A 15495-nucleotide genomic window follows, 5' to 3' on the forward strand; every position below is an offset into this window, starting at 1 on the left:
CTGAGCAGCGATATTACCGATTTGAGGGACAGGCGGTTCTTATTTGTATCGGTTTCCTGAGATTCCTGCCACAGCAAAAAAATGAGTGCAGCGAGATGTGATTCGAAACTCTGTATTCCGGGATAATGGTATCGGCAGGATGTTTACTGCTCAGGTCATTGAATGGGACAGCAAAGGCGCCAGACAATAATTATGGATTGACTCGGGTAAGCAGCGTTTTACCATGGATTAGTTCAGTAATTGCTCCAGAGTTAACGGGGAGCGTAACAGCCCGAGTTGCTGTGCCGGGGTCATGCCCTGACGATCCTGACGACACAGGTTATGCCACGCGCGGTAAATATCCAGCAAAGGCAGCAATCCCCCGGGCCGCGCTTTGCGGCGCGGTTCGTCCACCAATTGCGCGAACTGCTGATAAAAGCGTTGCTGATACTCGTCGACAGCCCTGTGCGAAGCCAGTTGCAGCCACCGGGCTTCATTATCTTTTTCTCCGCCTAAATGGCAGATCCCTTTACTGACCTGATCAATGCGAGTGAATGCCCACCGGTCACGCCACCATCCGAGCAGCACGATATCGATTCTGCCTGCTGGCTGTCCTTGCGGCCAATCGTGATCTTCTTCGACATAGACAGGCTCAATGGTGCCGGAACGAATCCGCTCCAGAAAAACAGACAGGCAAGCGGAACGTAATAAAGGTTCCTGCGGCATAAACAGCATGAGCTGGGTGTCTTCGCTGACTAGTTCGTTTAACTGCAGAAAATGTGCGTAGGTTGCGTATTGCGGCCGCACCAGTTTGCCTTTGGCCGGAAAGTGGCTCAGCTTCAGAGCACTGGTTGGGTCTTCCAGATGTGGCCTCGACAGCACCTCACGGTATTTCGCATCAACCTGGGCCAGTAAGCCTTGAGTCGTGACAGGTTCAGAGACCGTCGCCGTCTGGGTGGGTTTTGCCATAAAGCGGGCATTGGGGCTGTACGGATCATGTATTGCCGCAGCGTCACCCGTATCTTCCGGATGGTAATTGATGTGCTGGCTGAGGACGTACCCGGAATGGGCTTCACAGCTGGCAATCCAGTTTACTCCGTTCTCAGCATGAGGCTGTAACGGACTGAGTGTACAGGCCAGTGCCAGTTGCGATCGGTTTTGTAACAGACGGGCATCGAATACAGACAACTGTCGTCGGCAACGGCTGGCAATATGGTTGAGCTGATCATAGAAGGTTTTCGGATTCATGCTCAGGCGCCGGCAGATATCCCGGATCGGGTGACCGGTAAACAGCAGTGCAAGCAGTTTTTGCTGAACCTGATGCTTGGGATTAAAACCGGACCAGCGATCGACAAAGGTTGTCTGACAGGATTTGCAGCGATACCGCTGACGATCACCACTGTAGCCAAAGGCGTGATAGAGGTGGCGGTGAGTCAGCACCGGCAGCCCCAAATTTTCACAGTTCAGGTTGTTACAGGCGGGTAATCCGCAGCTTTGCTGAAGTTTGAGGTACCGCCATTCGGCGACCACACTCTGATTACTGATCAACGGCGGAAATGCACCGCATTCCTTGCAGATGAATGAAGGACGGTTCGGGTTGGTCAGCTGAATGATGTAATCGTCGGGATTATGGGAGCCAAAATTGCGGCAATGGACCGTTTTGCAATGATTAAACTGCCATTGGCCACTGGCTGGCGGCAATGATGCAGATTGTCTTTGGCTGGTCATCATCGAGCCCCACTCCGATAACATCATAGAAAAAGGTGCCGAGTCATTACCGCTTACGATGACTCAGCACCCATTAGTTGGCCCAAACGGTCAGGCATTGCAATGTCGCCCGGGGTTACCCGCTTCAAATTGTGTAAGACGCCACATATTACAAAATATTGAGCTGCGACAGGCGGGATGCCTAGCTTGAGCTGACTAATCCTTGGGTTTCAGGCGGCTTTATGGGCCGCCTTTGCCATTCTGAACCCGCCCGACGGGCAGGTCAGAACGGTGCCGCATCAGATTTTGATCGCGGTTTCCAGAGCAACCTGCATCATAGCGTGGAAAGATTTCTGACGGTCGTCAGAGCTCAGGTGCTCACCACGGGTAATGTGATCTGAAACAGTCAGAATCGTCAGTGCTTTTGCGCCCAGCTCAGCAGCAACGCCGTAGATACCGGCCGCTTCCATGTCGACACCCAGAATGTTCAGTTTGTTCATTTTGTCGAACAGGTCAGCTTCAGGGCTGTAGAACAGATCAGCAGAGAAGACGTTACCAACACGAACCGGTACATTTTGCTCACGTGCTTCAGTCACTGCAGTTTCCAGCAGATGGTAATCTGCGATGGCTGCGAAGTCATGGTTATTGAAACGGATGCGGTTTACTTTCGAGTCAGTTGATGCGCCCATTGCGATCACGATATCCATCAGTTTGATATCATCGCTCACAGTACCGCAGCTACCGATACGAATAACGTTTTTCACGCCGAAATCTTTGATCAGTTCGTGTACATAGATTGAGCAGGATGGGATACCCATACCATGGCCCATGACAGAAAGCTTCTTCCCTTTGTAAGTGCCGGTGTAGCCGAACATGTTTCGGACATTACACACTTCTTTAGCATTTTCCAGGTATGTTTCGGCGATCAGTTTCGCGCGCAGCGGGTCACCTGGCATCAGTACAGTTTCTGCAAAATCACCAAGTTCAGCATTGATATGCGGGGTTGCCATAGCGGACTCCTGACAAGTTATTCGTAAAAAAGTTATGAAAAGAAACGTTCAACTACTGCCTGGTACGCAATACCACCGAGGTAAACACCAACGATACCCATAATACCAGGCAGAACAGGTGGCGCTGGTAATGGCAGCTTCACCGCACTGAAGAACAGTCCTACAATTAATCCTGCAACAGTTGCGAGCAGAATCTCGTTCATGTGTTTACCCTCTGTATGTCGTACTCAGCGGTACATCTTGTCTGAAAAACTTCAACACAGCGGCGGCAATAAATGAAAGCATGCCAAAAGGCTGTCGTTGAATCTGGGGCCAGTCTAGGAAAGTTATGCCCCTTAACTTTTGAAATCGATCACATTTTATTGATTATCTGCGGTGTAATCCAGCATTACTTACTAATTCTGTTGAAAGTATGAGGCGAATCGTTTGCTTTTTATTCGATTTTCTGGACTCAAAAAGTGAGGAATGAAAATACTCAATAAGCATTATTTCTTTTTTTAACAGTAATTTAATGCAAAAACTTTGAATTTTAATACTTTGACGCCGGGAAGTGCCTGAAAGTTTTACAACCACACAAGTGTAATCGATTTCATTTTTACGGGAGGAAAAACTGTGTTTGTGACAGAGTCATGAAAATTGCCAGTATCTGATTGTTTTTCCGGCAGCTTTAGTTGGCGAAAGTGGATAAATGGACTAAAGGTTTATGGGGCACAGACTGTTTTGGACTTTTTCTTCGAAGGGATCATGACCATGAAAAAAGTATGGATGTCATTGGCAATCGGAATGCTCAGCCTGCCAGCCAGTGCAGATATTCTGGGATTGTCAGTTGGCGCGCACGCTGGTGCTGCGCGGCTGGAGTACGATGGCAATTCTGATTACGGCTATGAATACGGTGTGGATGCATCATATCGCCTGACCAGTATTTTCAGCGTCAATGCCGGGCTGGCTATTGGCAGCGGGGAAGTGGATTCAGATTTAACCACAGCAAAAAACGACATTGATTATACGTCTGTGCCGATTACGCTGCAGGCCGATATCCCGCTGCTGGTCGGCAGTATCTACGCAAGAGCCGGCGGAAACTATTACGAAGTTGATCGCAAGCTGGCCGGGGTGAAACACAGCGATGACGGATGGGGATTCGCGGGCGGCGCCGGATTCGTACTAGGGATCATTCCACTGCTGGATTTGTCGTTGGGTTATGAATACCGTGATATGGGCGATGTGGACAATAATGCCATTTTGCTGAGCGTAGGTTTTAGTTTGTAACTGTGTTTCACAAAAAATCTCATCTTCGTGAAACCCGCAGCGAGATCAACGATCAGCGAACCAGAAACACTTAAACTTTAGGTATAGGGTGGCTGCGGAGGTGAATATGACAAACTATGAACGTTATCAGAAAACCTGCCAGGCTGTGTTTCTTGCATTGCAGGACTCGCAGCCTGCGCAGCAGTTATGGCAGCAGCAGCATATCCGATCGGAGTACCAGCCATTTGTGCTGCGTGGCCTGTCTCGCTTGCTACCTCTCCGCCAGAATATGTATCGTCATGCCATTCAGCCCTGGCTGGAAAGTGCACACAGTGCACTCCAGCATACCGGGATGCCGGTGAATCAGCTGCTGACCAGTGATGCCTATCCATTTCCTTGCCGGGTCAACATTCAGGGCAATTACTTACCTTGCTGGGTTTGGGGAGAGTCCCGGGACTTGATGGTGCTCAGCGTGATAGAACCCAGAACCGGACAATTCGGTCCCCCGCGTCAAGTGCCTGCCGAACTTTTGGTTGATCGCCAGCGCTGGTTTGATGCGCAGGTCATTGATAGCGAAGAGGACTGTATCACTGAAGGACTGTCGCAACTGAATCAGGCCGGGACGGGAAGCGGACATACCGATGAACCATCCGTGATGGATGCAATCCGGTATCCCAGCCAGCGGACACTCAATCCGGTGATCAGTGTAGCTTTGATTACTGTGGTCGTGGTTGTGTTTACCTGGGTGGTGTCTTCACATCTGGGTTTTTAGTCTTTGTGTCCGGGATATTTCTGAGCGGGTGAAAGGCTTCACATTCATACGGAATCCGATACTATGTCGCCCTTAAGCGACTCACACCTCACTTTAGGGATACATCATGCATAATTTGTGTTTGCTGTCGGATTCAGAAAAAAACCGAGTGGAACTGGATAAACAGGCAGCTTATGCCGTTTGGCAGCTGAAAAACGGCAAAGCTGGTCCGGAGGTGTTTTTCAATCAGGCTGAAAAAATTGCTGATGACGACGAACGTGCTTTTTTTGAGCAGTCCGTCGAGACATATAAAAGCATGATGGGGGTGGCCTAATTTCACCCCGCGCGTTGTCTGCGTAATTTTTTCAGCAGGCTGCCCTGTTGAACGGACAGTACTTCACTGGCAGCCAGAGCACCCATCACAATCAGCGCCATCGCCAGCATGGTTTGTTCCGTCAGCGGTTCAGAGAATAAAGGAATGGCCATGAAAGCGGCCAGGACTGGCGTAAATGAGCCCAGAGCTGCACTGACTTCTGCCCCCAGCCTCGAAATTGCCATGGTATAACAAAGGCTGGAAATAATACCGACCCCGACCCCCTGCACCAGAAAATGATAAAACACCTCATGATGGTCAGCAGCCAGCAGGTTGAAGGACATTTGACCACTCAGAGCGCCTGCTGCTATTAAAAGGCAGCCTGAAATGGCAATGACAGCAGCGCCCTCCATCGCAGTGAGTCCGGATAACCGCATCGCGATGGTAAACCACGCCCAACTGAAACTGGCAAACAGCAAAATGCTGTATCCAAGCAGCATGCCGGGCTGGCCTGCAGCGAATGACTTGGCTACAAACCCCGCGACACCAGTGGCGATAAGCATCAGTCCGGCTTTCCGGGCTGGTGAAATGGTCTCCCGGTAACAGAAAACTGCAATCCCTGAAACAAACAGCGGCAGGATTCCGGGGATCAGTGAAGCGCCATCAGCAACCGGAACATACTGTAAGCCTTGTCCGGCAATTAAAAAATAAGGCAGGCCAGCTCCCCAGCAGATCAGGAGCAAATAGCGTTTCGGTGTCTGAAGGATGCGTCTGAACTTGTACCGGCATAACCAGCTGAACAGTACAGCTGCCGGAACGAAGCGAATCAGAGCGATGTCAGCTGTGGTGAGATTTGAATGCGTGGAGGCACGAAGCGAAAGGAAAAAACCGGACCAGATCAGCAAGGTGATCATCATCGCTGACAGCCCTGTAAGCAGTGTAGAGGCGGATTTTTGCATTGGTGTTATCCTGACTGTTGAGATATCTCCAGTATCAACAAATCTCAGTGAGAAATGTTGGCAAAATCAGCCCTCATTGTTTTTATTTTTGGTAAATATTACTAATATTTCATCCAATTTTAGTTTGTTTTCTCTTTCCCCAAACAAACGTCGTTGACGATTCAGTGACAGAACGCAGGCCGCAAGGATGATGGATAAAAAAGACAAGCAGATTTTGCAGGAAATTCAACGCGATGCACGGCAAAGTACGGCAGAGATCGCCGATAAAGTCGGTCTGTCTGTGTCGCCTTGTGCCAGACGAATTAAAAAACTGGAATCAGACTGCATCATTTCTGGATATCAGGCCACTCTGGACAGGCAAAAGCTGGGACTGATGATGACGTTTTTCGTGAATGTCAGCCTGAATAACCATAATGATCAGCCGATTGATGCATTTGAGAAAGTGATGTGTGAAATGACCGAAGTGATCAGTGCGCATGTCATCTCAGGCGCTTACGACTACCTGCTCGAGGTGGTCGCCAGAGATTTGCCGCATTACGAGGTTTTTGTCCGTCAGCTTCAGATGTTAACGATGGTGAAGGATATCCATACCAATCTGGCAATCAGGTCGGTGAAAACCGGCCGGCAACTTCCCGTTTAGCGGGCCTGGTTCAGCATTGGGCCGGGAGTTTTCAATTCTTAAGGCATTCTTAAGGAACTGTCGTCAGGATAGGGCCATTTTGAGTTGGATGTTCTGACGAAATATCTCAGGGGGCGTGTTAAACATCACAAAATGACAAAACGAGGTCAGTCTGAATTGGAGTAAGCTCATAACTGAGCAACTTGCTGCTGACATCAAAGCAATTTTTCACTATTTTGTCCGACTTTAAAATTAGACAAGGAACACTATGAAGCCTGGTAACACTGGGGTGGTTCGCATCGTCAAGGCAACGGGATATTCGATGCAAGGCCTGAAAGCGGCGTGGCAAAACGAAGCCGCAATCCGTCAGGAAATTTGTCTGCTTGTGCTGCTCACTGCAATCTCATTTTTTCTGCCTGTCAGTTTCGTTGAACACATCCTTCTTATTGCCAGTTTATTCCTGGTTGTCATTGTGGAGCTGCTGAACTCTGCGCTTGAAGCTGTGGTTGATCGGATCGGCAGCGAAATTCATGAGCTGAGTGGGCGTGCAAAAGATATTGGTTCTGCGGCAGTGTTTGTTTCGCTGCTTCTTGCCGGCGGGATCTGGCTGGCGATTTTATTGAAGCTGTACTGGTAGTCCGTTTTCCGGATGCCGTTTATTCGGATGTAGTTCTAATGCAAAAGCTGAAACAAAAAACAGGTTTGATGTTCCCTGTCATCCTGTTTTCTCTCATTTCTCTGTTTTTCCTGAGTCTCTCCCGTGTGCTTCTGACTGCCTGGCAGGCTGAACACGTGACGGGCTGGCAAGATTGGATGATGATTCTGACCCAAGGCGTCAGAGTCGATATCTCGACACTTTGCTGGCTTCTTTTATTACCTTCCCTGCTGGCAACGTTACTGCCTGTTCAGGGTGTTCTGGGAAAAATCTGGGTGTTCCTGCTCAGAGTCTGGCTGGTGGCTGGTCTTTGGGTGCTGGTTTATATGGAACTGGCGACGCCTACTTTTATTACCGAATATAATCTGCGTCCGAACCGTCTGTTTCTGGAATATCTGATTTATCCAAAAGAAGTATTCAGCATGCTGTGGGTTGGCTATAAGGCAGAGCTGGCAATTGGTCTGCTGGGCACTTTGCTGACCCTGTTCCTGGGCTGGAAGCTGAGCGGTTACGCTGTGCGTGATCTGAAGGCACCGAAATGGTACTGGCGCCCGGTGTTGGCAATTGCTGTGCTTGCTTTTGGTGTGATGGGAGCCCGTTCAACGTTTCAGCATCGCCCGCTGAACCCGGCAATGGTCGCATTTTCAACGGACCCGCTGTTGAATGACCTGACCCTGAACTCTGCTTACTCCGTGATTTTTGCGGCGAAGAACATGGGTTCAGAGAAAAATGCAGAAGAATTCTATGGCAAGATGCCGCTGGAAGAGGTTGTTGAAACGGTTCGTCAGGCATCTGGCCGACCAGACAGCTTTGTTTCAGATGACATTCCGACGCTGAATACCAACCTGCCGACTTTTGCAGGTAAAAAGAATCTGGTGATTCTGTTGCAGGAAAGCCTGGGTGCGCGTTTTGTCGGCGCACTGGGTGGTCTGCCATTGACGCCGAATCTTGACCAGCTGATGCAGGAAGGCTGGAACTTCACGCAGGTTTATGCCACCGGCACCCGCTCTGTGCGCGGGATCGAAGCGATGACAACTGGTTTTACGCCAACGCCGTCGCGGGCCGTCGTGAAATTAAGTAAAAGCCAGACCGGTTTTTACACCATTGCGGAACTGCTGGAGCGTCAGGGCTACCATACCCAGTTTATTTATGGTGGTGAAAGTCACTTCGATAACATGAAGTCTTTCTTCCTGGGGAATGGCTTTGAGGAAATCGTTGACCTGCCGGACTTTGAAAACCCGAAATTCGTAGGGTCATGGGGCGCGTCGGATCAGGATCTGTATCAGATGGCGGATCAGCAATTTACCCGTCTGCACAATACCGGTCAGCCGTTCTTCAGTCTGGTTTTCACCAGCAGTAACCACTCACCATATGAGTTCCCTGACGGTGAAATTGAACTGTATGAACAGCCTGAGCACAGCCGTAACAATGCGGTGAAATATTCAGATAAAGCCTTGGGTGAGTTTTTCGCGAAAGCCAAGCAGTCTGAATACTGGAAAGACACCATCTTTATTGTGATTGCAGACCATGACGCCCGTGCAGAAGGGAAAGTGCCGGTGCCGGTTGACCGTTTCCACATTCCGGCTCTGATCCTGGGGGGGGATGTGCAGCCGCGTCAGGATGACCGTCTGGCAAGTAACATTGATATGGCTCCGACGCTGCTGTCGCTGATTGGTGCGGATAATACCTCCCCGATGATCGGTCATGACATGACAAAAGCCGTCGCGCCGGAATACCAGCGTGCCATGATGCAGTTCGATAAGAACTTTGGTTATCTGACCAAGGATAAGCTGGTCGTTCTTCAGCCGGGTAAAGCGCCGATTGGTTATCACTATGATTTTGCGGCTCAGTCCATGACACCGGCTTCGGTTTCTGAAACCGAATCCAAGCGAGCACTGGCCCACGCACTGCTGGGCGGTAAGCTCTATCGGCAGGGGAGTTACAGACTTCCTCCGGTGACGGAGCAGCAGCTCGTCAGTGCTGAGCAATAAGCGCTGAGTTCTGAATCAACCGATGAAAGCCGCCTGTGATGGGCGGCTTTTTCGTATGCTGTCAGGGAAATCCGAGATGGCATGAATTGCTGTCAGAATTGATAGGAGGCTGAAATCTTGATGTTGCGTCCCGGTTCAAGATCAGCGGTGTCCAGTCCACGGGCGAGACCTGAGCGGGAGGCGTGTGAGACATAGGCTTCATCAAACAGGTTGTCGATACCAAACGTCATAACCAGGCCGTCGATCTGCTGCGGAGCCCATTGCGCGTAAATGTTGTGAACATCATAGCTGTCTTTGACTGGCGTGCCCGACAGGACGTTGTCTTCTTTCAGGACAAACTGACCCCGGTATCCCAGATAGAGATCGTAATCGTACAGGCTGTAATCCAGTGCCAGGCCGATGCTGTCACCCACGTCGCTGCTGCGGCCATTTGAAGCAATGATTGGGGTGTGATTGGTTTTGTTTTTGTTATCTGCTCTGGCGTATGAAAGTTTCGCCATCAGCGCCTCATAGCCATAGTATAGGCTGGTCTCGAACCCTTTAATTTCAGCATCACCGTTGTTAAAGAAAATGTACTTCCCGTCACGGTATTCGTTGGCCAGATAATCATCCAGCCGGGTTTTGAATACCGTCAGGGTTGTACCATAGCTGCTGCTTCCCTGGTGATGGCTCCAGCGCAGTCCTCCCTGAGTATTCTGGCCGCTTTCTGGTTTGATGTCTTCGGCCAGGAAAGTGACGTCCTGGAAGTTGACGAAGGTCTCCAGCAGCGGCGGAGCTTTAAACAGAGAGCGGGTGCTGGCAAACAGCGTCAGGTTCTCAGTGACGTCATAATCTGCGGCCAGTGCCCAGTTGATGTCATCAAACGTCTTCTCACTGGTCAGGGCATCCCGATCGACGGCATCGTAGCGCAGGCCGGGGGTGACGGTGAACGCATCGGTTATCCGGATGGTATCTTCGAGATAGAGCGCCCATGCCGTCAGGGTTTCCTTCATTTTCGGCTGCGTGCCGTAACGGCTCTTGCTGTCCTGAATATTGCCTTCGCCACCATAACGGAAGGTGTGGCGCATATCAGCCAGATCCACACTGGAAACGGCCAGGATTGTCGTTCCGGTATTGATATTTTCAGCGGTATTCAGACTCTGCCGGTTTGACGGCCAGGGCATGAGTCCGGATTCGTCACGCTTGAGCTCAATCCGGTTCTGGTAAAGCGTGACGGACAGATCCAGTGCATCGCCCTGATCGAGATGGTAGCGGACACTGAAGGTATCGCGATCATAGTGGGTCGGAGCGAGCTGGTCCTGTGTCAGGCCGTTATTGGCTGCGGTCGACATATCCGGCCGGGGATTATAGTCACCCTTATCGCGATAGCGGTCATAGGTGAACTGAAGCCGTTGATTGGCGGCAGGCTCCCAGCCCAGCTTCAGCATCATATCGTCTACAGTGCCGTCATAACCGAGGGTTTCTGTTCCGTTTCCGTCTTTGAAGTTGTCCCGGTCGATCTGGTAGGCATAGAAGAGTGCATCCAGCGACTCAGTAAGCTGTCCATACAGGGACAACGAGCCCTGGGTGAAGGCGTTGCTGCCATATCCGGCAAAAATCCGCGCACCGTATAGTTCTCCGGGACGCAGCAGATCTTTGGCGGACTTGGTCTCAAACATCACAGAACCGCCCAGCCCGCTGTTCAGGACTGAGTTTGCCCCAACCTGGACATCCACTGCTTTAATGATGTCCGGGTTCAGGGTCAGATTCCCGACATGGTGGAACATATTGGCGTACTGCGAAGCTCCATCCAGGCGGATATCCAGATCTGTCTCACCGAGTCCGCGGATGTTAATGCGCTGGTTCACGGAATGCGTGCCGCCTACGTCAACACCGGGAATATCCCGCAGCAAGTCAGAGAGGTGATCGGCCTGGCGAACGGAAATATCCTCGTCAGTCATGAATTCAGAAGAGCTGGAGACTTTGGCACCCCAGACGACCACTTCGTCAAGGTGCTGCTCTGCTTCTGCCGCATGGCTGCTGAAAGGGAAAGAGAGTGAAGCTGCGATGGCAATCGTCAGGGCTGAAATTCTGAAAGGTGAAAAATCAAAATGTTGGTCATTGAACATGTGAGCTTGGTCCTACCTGAAACATATCCATAAGAATTATCAATAATGATATTGATTCGCATTCATGATATTTTCATGGGCGGATTTTGAGAAGGCAGGATCGTTATGCCAAATCGTCTAACAGTTATTGGCAAATGACACAGCAGAAAGGGGCAGATGAGCGTGACCAGTCCAGAGAAGAACTCACCGAACTATGCCAGAAAGCGTGTTGTGATGACCCGGTTGAGTCAGGACAGCCAGAGTGCCGATCGCATTCTGTCGGACAATCGTCAGCCCAACGAAACGCTGCTGCAGGGGAAGTTTCAATATAGTCAGTTTCGCAGCGGATTGATTGTCCAGGCCGGCACTTTTCGTGAACTGGCTGATGCAGATGTGCTGTCGAATGCCGGTCCCTGCGTGTGTATTACGCTGTTACTGTCGGGGCGGATTCGTTTTGGTTATGACGGCATGGACAATGTGCTGGATGCCAGTGATGGTGCGAAAGCGCTCGCGGTGAATCTGGCCCGTCAGTGCGCATTCAGAAGACACATTGTTGCCAGTGCGCAGGAGCAGGAGATCAGAAAGATCAATCTGCTGGTGAATCCGGAATGGTTTGATAAAAACAGTATCCCTCTGCCTGAATCTGTTCGTCAGTTTTTGCAGACCCATCTGGCCAGCTGGCGGTGGCAGCCGGATCAAGACATGCTGAAGCTCTGTGAAGAGATACTGACTTTAGATCAGGCCGAAGATCCCTGGATGCATCAGTTGATGCTGGAATCCCGAGGGCAGCTGATTCTGATGCAGCTGTGCCGGCAACTGGTGAATTGCTCACCGGTACAGTTTCAGCATGTTGCTGATGCGATGCATCATATCCCGGATCAGTTGTCGGTTGTGGTGGCGTATTTAGAAGCGCACTTGCATCATGACGTACGCTTACAGGAGGTCGCGTCAGCGACGGCGATGAGTGTCAGCGTGCTGCAACGCCGTTTCCGGACGGGATTAGGGTGTACGGTATTTGATTATGTGCGTAACCGGCGTCTGGAAAAAGCGAGAGATATGATGCAGCTGGAAAATGTCTCGGTCAGTGAAGCGGCCTATTTATGCGGATATAATCATCCGTCGAACTTTATTACAGCATTTAAGCGAAAATTTGGTATCACGCCGGGGGAATGCTGAACTGGCTGGGTTACCGGTTTCTGAGAATCCGTTTTGAGAATCAGTCATAAGGAGAGAAGCCATGACAGCTGTCTGGATCATTGCCATTATTTTTGGGGCGCTTGTCTTACAGCAATATCTGCGCCTTCAGGCGAAACAGCAGGATAGTGAGCGACTGGCGAGCAAAGAAGCAGAATTGCTGCGCGCAGAGCTGAGTGAGCTGAAAGCACGGGTCGCGGTGCTGGAGAAAATCGTCACGGATAAAGGCTATCAGATTCAGGATGAGATTGATCATTTGCCCTGAATCAGTCAACCAGAGCGGCTTCTTCTGTTATTGCTTGGCTGAGCGTCTGTTCCAGCTTGTCCAGTAACGGACCAGAACGCATCAGAATCAGCTCAGCTTCATCGGTCTGGACAAACTGTCCCTGCGAGGCAAGGTTTCCCAGTTTGACGATTTCAAGGAGTGCATCAGCCAGATGTTGCTGAAGGATGTTCTGTTTTGCCAGCTTGGTCAATCGGGCCGTCAGCGCGAAACGGGATGAGGGTAAATCCGGTTGATACCGGCGAACAATTTTTTCAATTTCTACCCGCTGGGCAATAAAAGCAAGTGAAGCGTCAACGCCCTGAAATCCATTGCTCGGGACGGCGCCATCAATTTCTGCGGAAGCCTGTTCAACTTTTTTCAGGACATTTTTCATTTCAACTTTAATGCCGCCCGGTAATTCCAGTGACTTGAGATAAGGAAAAACCCAAGGCAATGCTGCTAACACCATCAGGACAATTGTAATTGCGTCAATCTCTACTGTTTCGACAAAAATATGGGTACAGGCGAGAGAAAGAAAGATCAGAGAAAAACTGGTGGCAATAAACATCGTTCTTTCCTTGAATGACGGGTTATTTTTCGACGAGTGATGTGCTAACAATTTAATGGCAACTTGGTGAGTATGTTTCAAACTGTAGCAGGCGAGATGTCAGACGATGGATTTTTGGCTGAAAACCATTGTGATTGTTCTCTCACTTTCAGGAAAGAATTGAAGCATTGCCATGTCCGGGCCACCGGATTCAGATGGCCCGGATGTGTTCAGATCGCTAATACATTGTGTTCAAATTCCTGAATGCAATGATCGGCAGCGGATCGTAATTCTGATTTCAGGATACTGGCGTTATTTTCAAGTAATGCTTCGTAAGAAGGGGCCGATTCCTCTTCTTCAGGGACTCGGGCACAGAAGCCTTCCGCCAGAATCGATTCATTTCTGGCGTCAACCAGCCTGAGCTTGGCAGAATAAATCACACGATAGTTATCCCAGTCGGTCGGATAATAGACAAAGCTCCAATTGATGGTTTCTATGTCGAGAATCAGGTCAGCATTATGATAAGCCTGAGCAATATCGGCGGCATCGTCAGAATCGATCAACTGCTGGCTTTCCGCCACAGAAAGCTGATATTTCTGCGCTAAGACTTTTCTCAGTGTCTGGCTGATATAGCTGGCCGGATCTTCCACATGATTTTGTTCAACAATCTCATTCCCTTCTGAAATCATTGCGGCGGCACCGAAGATACCCAAGTAGGCTTTGCCAGCGGTCATCGCTGAAAAGTCTGGTTTCTCTCGTTGCGTAACGGTAATGGATTTGGGTTGTGCAGATGTTAATTTTGCTTCATCAATCGGGATGTTATTTGTACTGACGCAGCCAGAAAGAATCAAGGTTGCTGCGAATGCAATACTTTTTCTGAACATGATTTTACCTTCTGTCATGATTAATTTTTTCATTGCAATACGGGCTTCAAGAATGAGCGAACCAAAAAACGAAATATGAGCAATCTTGAAAATCTCCCTGAATGGGCAAGTCACCAGTGATTTTTAGGGGGCAGAGCGCTGCATTCCCGAATGGAATGAACGTCCGGAGTCGATGATGAAATCATGCTGCTGTCTTTCAGGTAATTATCCGGATTGCTCCCAGGACCGGTATGCTCAATTGGTTAGGGAAATAAGATCTTCATTTCCCGAATCTTTTTATACATGTTTCATGTATCTGCCGGGTGTGATACCCATTGCACTTTTGAAATGACGGTGGAAATGACTTTGATCGTGAAAACCAGCTTCAATGGCTGCATCTTGAATGGAGCGTCCCTGTTTTAATAGTCGTCTTGCCAGCCTCAGCCTTGCCTGTATTTGATAAGCATGGGGCGGCAGACCAAATTTACGTTTAAAAGCACGCACCAGACTATACGGAGTCATACAGGCCAGCGCAGCCAGTTCCGTGAGTGTTATTTGCCAGTTTGGATATTCATCCAGAAATTCTTTCACCATCGTCAGCGATTTGTCTGACCCTTTGGCCGGTTTGATGTCGATTCGCGAACATCCCTGCCGGATAACCAACTGAGTCAGTGCCGTGTAGATGAGGGTTTCTCTGTACAGCGGATCGGTGGAATGATCCAGGGTATCAAACAGCTGCCGAAAATGAGCGGCGAGCTGGTCGTCTCTGACGACCGACTGACGGAAATAAGGGGCGCCGTATTCGGGTTTGCCTAAATCCTGACTGATTTGCTCAAAGAGCTGGGGCAGCGGATACAAGGCCCGGTAACTCCAGCCATGATCTGTGGCTGCATAGCCGGTGTGAATTTCATCTGCATTGACCAGAATGATGGTATTTTGCGGCGCCAGATGCTCTGCACCATTGTGATAAAAACCCTGCGTGCCTTCACTGATCACACCGACGCAATATCCCTCATGGGCATGGCGGGAAAATGTCTGCTCAATGTAACTGGCATTGAGGTAGTCCAGCCCTTCAATTTCACTAACCTGACCATAAGTGACTGCTTGCTTTCTTCTTGACATCGGTACTACCAGACTCCTCTACCCGCATGTTGCCAATGTATCGTATTTTGCCTGATTTGTTTTGTACAAAGTTGTCTGGTGAAAGAACTTCGTTCAAGTGTGCACTGAACGGGAGTGAAAGAGATGATCGCCCTCGACAATGAGGGCAATCCAGGCTGAAACAGAGAGAGGACGGATATAGAAATGAA

General features: G+C 49.8%; 16 protein-coding genes. 8 read left to right on the top strand and 8 right to left on the bottom strand.

Annotated features, from left to right (window positions below; genetic code table 11):
• Positions 1 to 228: 228 nt before the first annotated feature.
• The 3 genes from ACYP03_RS07005 to ACYP03_RS07015 all read right to left on the bottom strand — a co-directional run bounded on the left by ACYP03_RS07005 (position 229) and on the right by ACYP03_RS07015 (position 2899).
• Positions 229 to 1710: a transposase gene (locus ACYP03_RS07005; RefSeq protein WP_459779024.1), complete on the bottom strand. Its 1482-nt coding sequence runs from the start codon at positions 1708 to 1710 to the stop codon at positions 229 to 231.
• Positions 1711 to 1985: 275 nt separating this feature from the next.
• Positions 1986 to 2696, bottom strand: coding sequence for a purine-nucleoside phosphorylase (deoD, locus tag ACYP03_RS07010; RefSeq protein ID WP_459779025.1), 711 nt, complete (start codon positions 2694 to 2696; stop codon positions 1986 to 1988).
• A gap of 32 nt (positions 2697 to 2728) precedes the next feature.
• On the bottom strand, positions 2729 to 2899 hold the full coding sequence (locus ACYP03_RS07015) for a XapX domain-containing protein (protein WP_036756827.1): 171 nt from the start codon (positions 2897 to 2899) through the stop codon (positions 2729 to 2731).
• Between the two features lie 547 nt (positions 2900 to 3446).
• Between ACYP03_RS07015 and ACYP03_RS07020 the strand changes: the two genes are divergently transcribed.
• The 3 genes from ACYP03_RS07020 (at position 3447) to ACYP03_RS07030 (ending at position 5026) form a co-directional block, all read left to right on the top strand.
• On the top strand, positions 3447 to 3962 hold the full coding sequence (locus tag ACYP03_RS07020; RefSeq protein WP_248143243.1) for a porin family protein: 516 nt from the start codon (positions 3447 to 3449) through the stop codon (positions 3960 to 3962).
• Between the two features lie 106 nt (positions 3963 to 4068).
• Positions 4069 to 4713, top strand: coding sequence for a hypothetical protein (locus ACYP03_RS07025; protein ID WP_459779026.1), 645 nt, complete (start codon positions 4069 to 4071; stop codon positions 4711 to 4713).
• Between the two features lie 103 nt (positions 4714 to 4816).
• Positions 4817 to 5026: a DUF3283 family protein gene (locus ACYP03_RS07030; protein WP_248143373.1), complete on the top strand. Its 210-nt coding sequence runs from the start codon at positions 4817 to 4819 to the stop codon at positions 5024 to 5026.
• Positions 5027 to 5028: 2 nt separating this feature from the next.
• Here the strand turns inward: ACYP03_RS07030 and ACYP03_RS07035 are convergent, their stop codons facing one another.
• A complete protein-coding gene (locus tag ACYP03_RS07035) occupies positions 5029 to 5964 on the bottom strand; it encodes a DMT family transporter (protein ID WP_459779027.1) in 936 nt (311 codons plus the stop codon).
• 190 nt (positions 5965 to 6154) lie between these two features.
• Between ACYP03_RS07035 and ACYP03_RS07040 the strand changes: the two genes are divergently transcribed.
• The 3 genes from ACYP03_RS07040 to ACYP03_RS07050 all read left to right on the top strand — a co-directional run bounded on the left by ACYP03_RS07040 (position 6155) and on the right by ACYP03_RS07050 (position 9229).
• Positions 6155 to 6604, top strand: a complete 450-nt coding sequence (locus tag ACYP03_RS07040) for an Lrp/AsnC family transcriptional regulator (RefSeq protein ID WP_459779178.1) — start codon at positions 6155 to 6157, stop codon at positions 6602 to 6604.
• A gap of 247 nt (positions 6605 to 6851) precedes the next feature.
• On the top strand, positions 6852 to 7220 hold the full coding sequence (locus ACYP03_RS07045) for a diacylglycerol kinase (RefSeq protein ID WP_248143246.1): 369 nt from the start codon (positions 6852 to 6854) through the stop codon (positions 7218 to 7220).
• A 38-nt stretch (positions 7221 to 7258) separates the two neighbouring features.
• Positions 7259 to 9229, top strand: a complete 1971-nt coding sequence (locus ACYP03_RS07050; RefSeq protein ID WP_459779028.1) for an LTA synthase family protein — start codon at positions 7259 to 7261, stop codon at positions 9227 to 9229.
• A 92-nt stretch (positions 9230 to 9321) separates the two neighbouring features.
• Here the strand turns inward: ACYP03_RS07050 and ACYP03_RS07055 are convergent, their stop codons facing one another.
• Complete coding sequence (locus tag ACYP03_RS07055) at positions 9322 to 11337, bottom strand: TonB-dependent receptor domain-containing protein (protein ID WP_459779029.1); 2016 nt, start codon at positions 11335 to 11337, stop codon at positions 9322 to 9324.
• A gap of 156 nt (positions 11338 to 11493) precedes the next feature.
• On the opposite strand from ACYP03_RS07055, the gene ACYP03_RS07060 reads away from it, so the two are divergent.
• Together ACYP03_RS07060 and ACYP03_RS07065 are read left to right on the top strand one after the other, a co-directional pair.
• Positions 11494 to 12492, top strand: coding sequence for an AraC family transcriptional regulator (locus ACYP03_RS07060; RefSeq protein ID WP_459779030.1), 999 nt, complete (start codon positions 11494 to 11496; stop codon positions 12490 to 12492).
• A 61-nt stretch (positions 12493 to 12553) separates the two neighbouring features.
• The gene (locus tag ACYP03_RS07065; RefSeq protein WP_459779031.1) at positions 12554 to 12775 is read left to right on the top strand and encodes a hypothetical protein; all 222 of its coding nucleotides are present in this window, start codon (positions 12554 to 12556) and stop codon (positions 12773 to 12775) included.
• 1 nt (position 12776) lies between these two features.
• Here ACYP03_RS07065 and ACYP03_RS07070 read toward each other — a convergent pair whose 3' ends face one another.
• From ACYP03_RS07070 to ACYP03_RS07080, 3 genes are all read right to left on the bottom strand, one after another.
• Positions 12777 to 13343: a DUF4145 domain-containing protein gene (locus ACYP03_RS07070; RefSeq protein WP_459779032.1), complete on the bottom strand. Its 567-nt coding sequence runs from the start codon at positions 13341 to 13343 to the stop codon at positions 12777 to 12779.
• A gap of 209 nt (positions 13344 to 13552) precedes the next feature.
• The gene (locus tag ACYP03_RS07075; protein WP_459779033.1) at positions 13553 to 14224 is read right to left on the bottom strand and encodes a hypothetical protein; all 672 of its coding nucleotides are present in this window, start codon (positions 14222 to 14224) and stop codon (positions 13553 to 13555) included.
• A gap of 258 nt (positions 14225 to 14482) precedes the next feature.
• A complete protein-coding gene (locus tag ACYP03_RS07080; RefSeq protein ID WP_459779034.1) occupies positions 14483 to 15307 on the bottom strand; it encodes an AraC family transcriptional regulator in 825 nt (274 codons plus the stop codon).
• Between the last annotated feature and the right edge of the window lie 188 nt (positions 15308 to 15495).

This window comes from Photobacterium sp. R1, assembly GCF_054600795.1.

Coding starts and splice junctions, on each gene's coding strand:
- ACYP03_RS07005 (WP_459779024.1), bottom strand. CDS start 1,710: ATGATGACCAGCCAAAGACAATCTGCATCATTGCCGCCAGCCAGTGGC.
- deoD (WP_459779025.1), bottom strand. CDS start 2,696: ATGGCAACCCCGCATATCAATGCTGAACTTGGTGATTTTGCAGAAACT.
- ACYP03_RS07015 (WP_036756827.1), bottom strand. CDS start 2,899: ATGAACGAGATTCTGCTCGCAACTGTTGCAGGATTAATTGTAGGACTG.
- ACYP03_RS07020 (WP_248143243.1), top strand. CDS start 3,447: ATGAAAAAAGTATGGATGTCATTGGCAATCGGAATGCTCAGCCTGCCA.
- ACYP03_RS07025 (WP_459779026.1), top strand. CDS start 4,069: ATGACAAACTATGAACGTTATCAGAAAACCTGCCAGGCTGTGTTTCTT.
- ACYP03_RS07035 (WP_459779027.1), bottom strand. CDS start 5,964: ATGCAAAAATCCGCCTCTACACTGCTTACAGGGCTGTCAGCGATGATG.
- ACYP03_RS07040 (WP_459779178.1), top strand. CDS start 6,155: ATGGATAAAAAAGACAAGCAGATTTTGCAGGAAATTCAACGCGATGCA.
- ACYP03_RS07045 (WP_248143246.1), top strand. CDS start 6,852: ATGAAGCCTGGTAACACTGGGGTGGTTCGCATCGTCAAGGCAACGGGA.
- ACYP03_RS07050 (WP_459779028.1), top strand. CDS start 7,259: ATGCAAAAGCTGAAACAAAAAACAGGTTTGATGTTCCCTGTCATCCTG.
- ACYP03_RS07055 (WP_459779029.1), bottom strand. CDS start 11,337: ATGTTCAATGACCAACATTTTGATTTTTCACCTTTCAGAATTTCAGCC.
- ACYP03_RS07060 (WP_459779030.1), top strand. CDS start 11,494: ATGAGCGTGACCAGTCCAGAGAAGAACTCACCGAACTATGCCAGAAAG.
- ACYP03_RS07065 (WP_459779031.1), top strand. CDS start 12,554: ATGACAGCTGTCTGGATCATTGCCATTATTTTTGGGGCGCTTGTCTTA.
- ACYP03_RS07070 (WP_459779032.1), bottom strand. CDS start 13,343: ATGTTTATTGCCACCAGTTTTTCTCTGATCTTTCTTTCTCTCGCCTGT.
- ACYP03_RS07075 (WP_459779033.1), bottom strand. CDS start 14,224: ATGACAGAAGGTAAAATCATGTTCAGAAAAAGTATTGCATTCGCAGCA.
- ACYP03_RS07080 (WP_459779034.1), bottom strand. CDS start 15,307: ATGTCAAGAAGAAAGCAAGCAGTCACTTATGGTCAGGTTAGTGAAATT.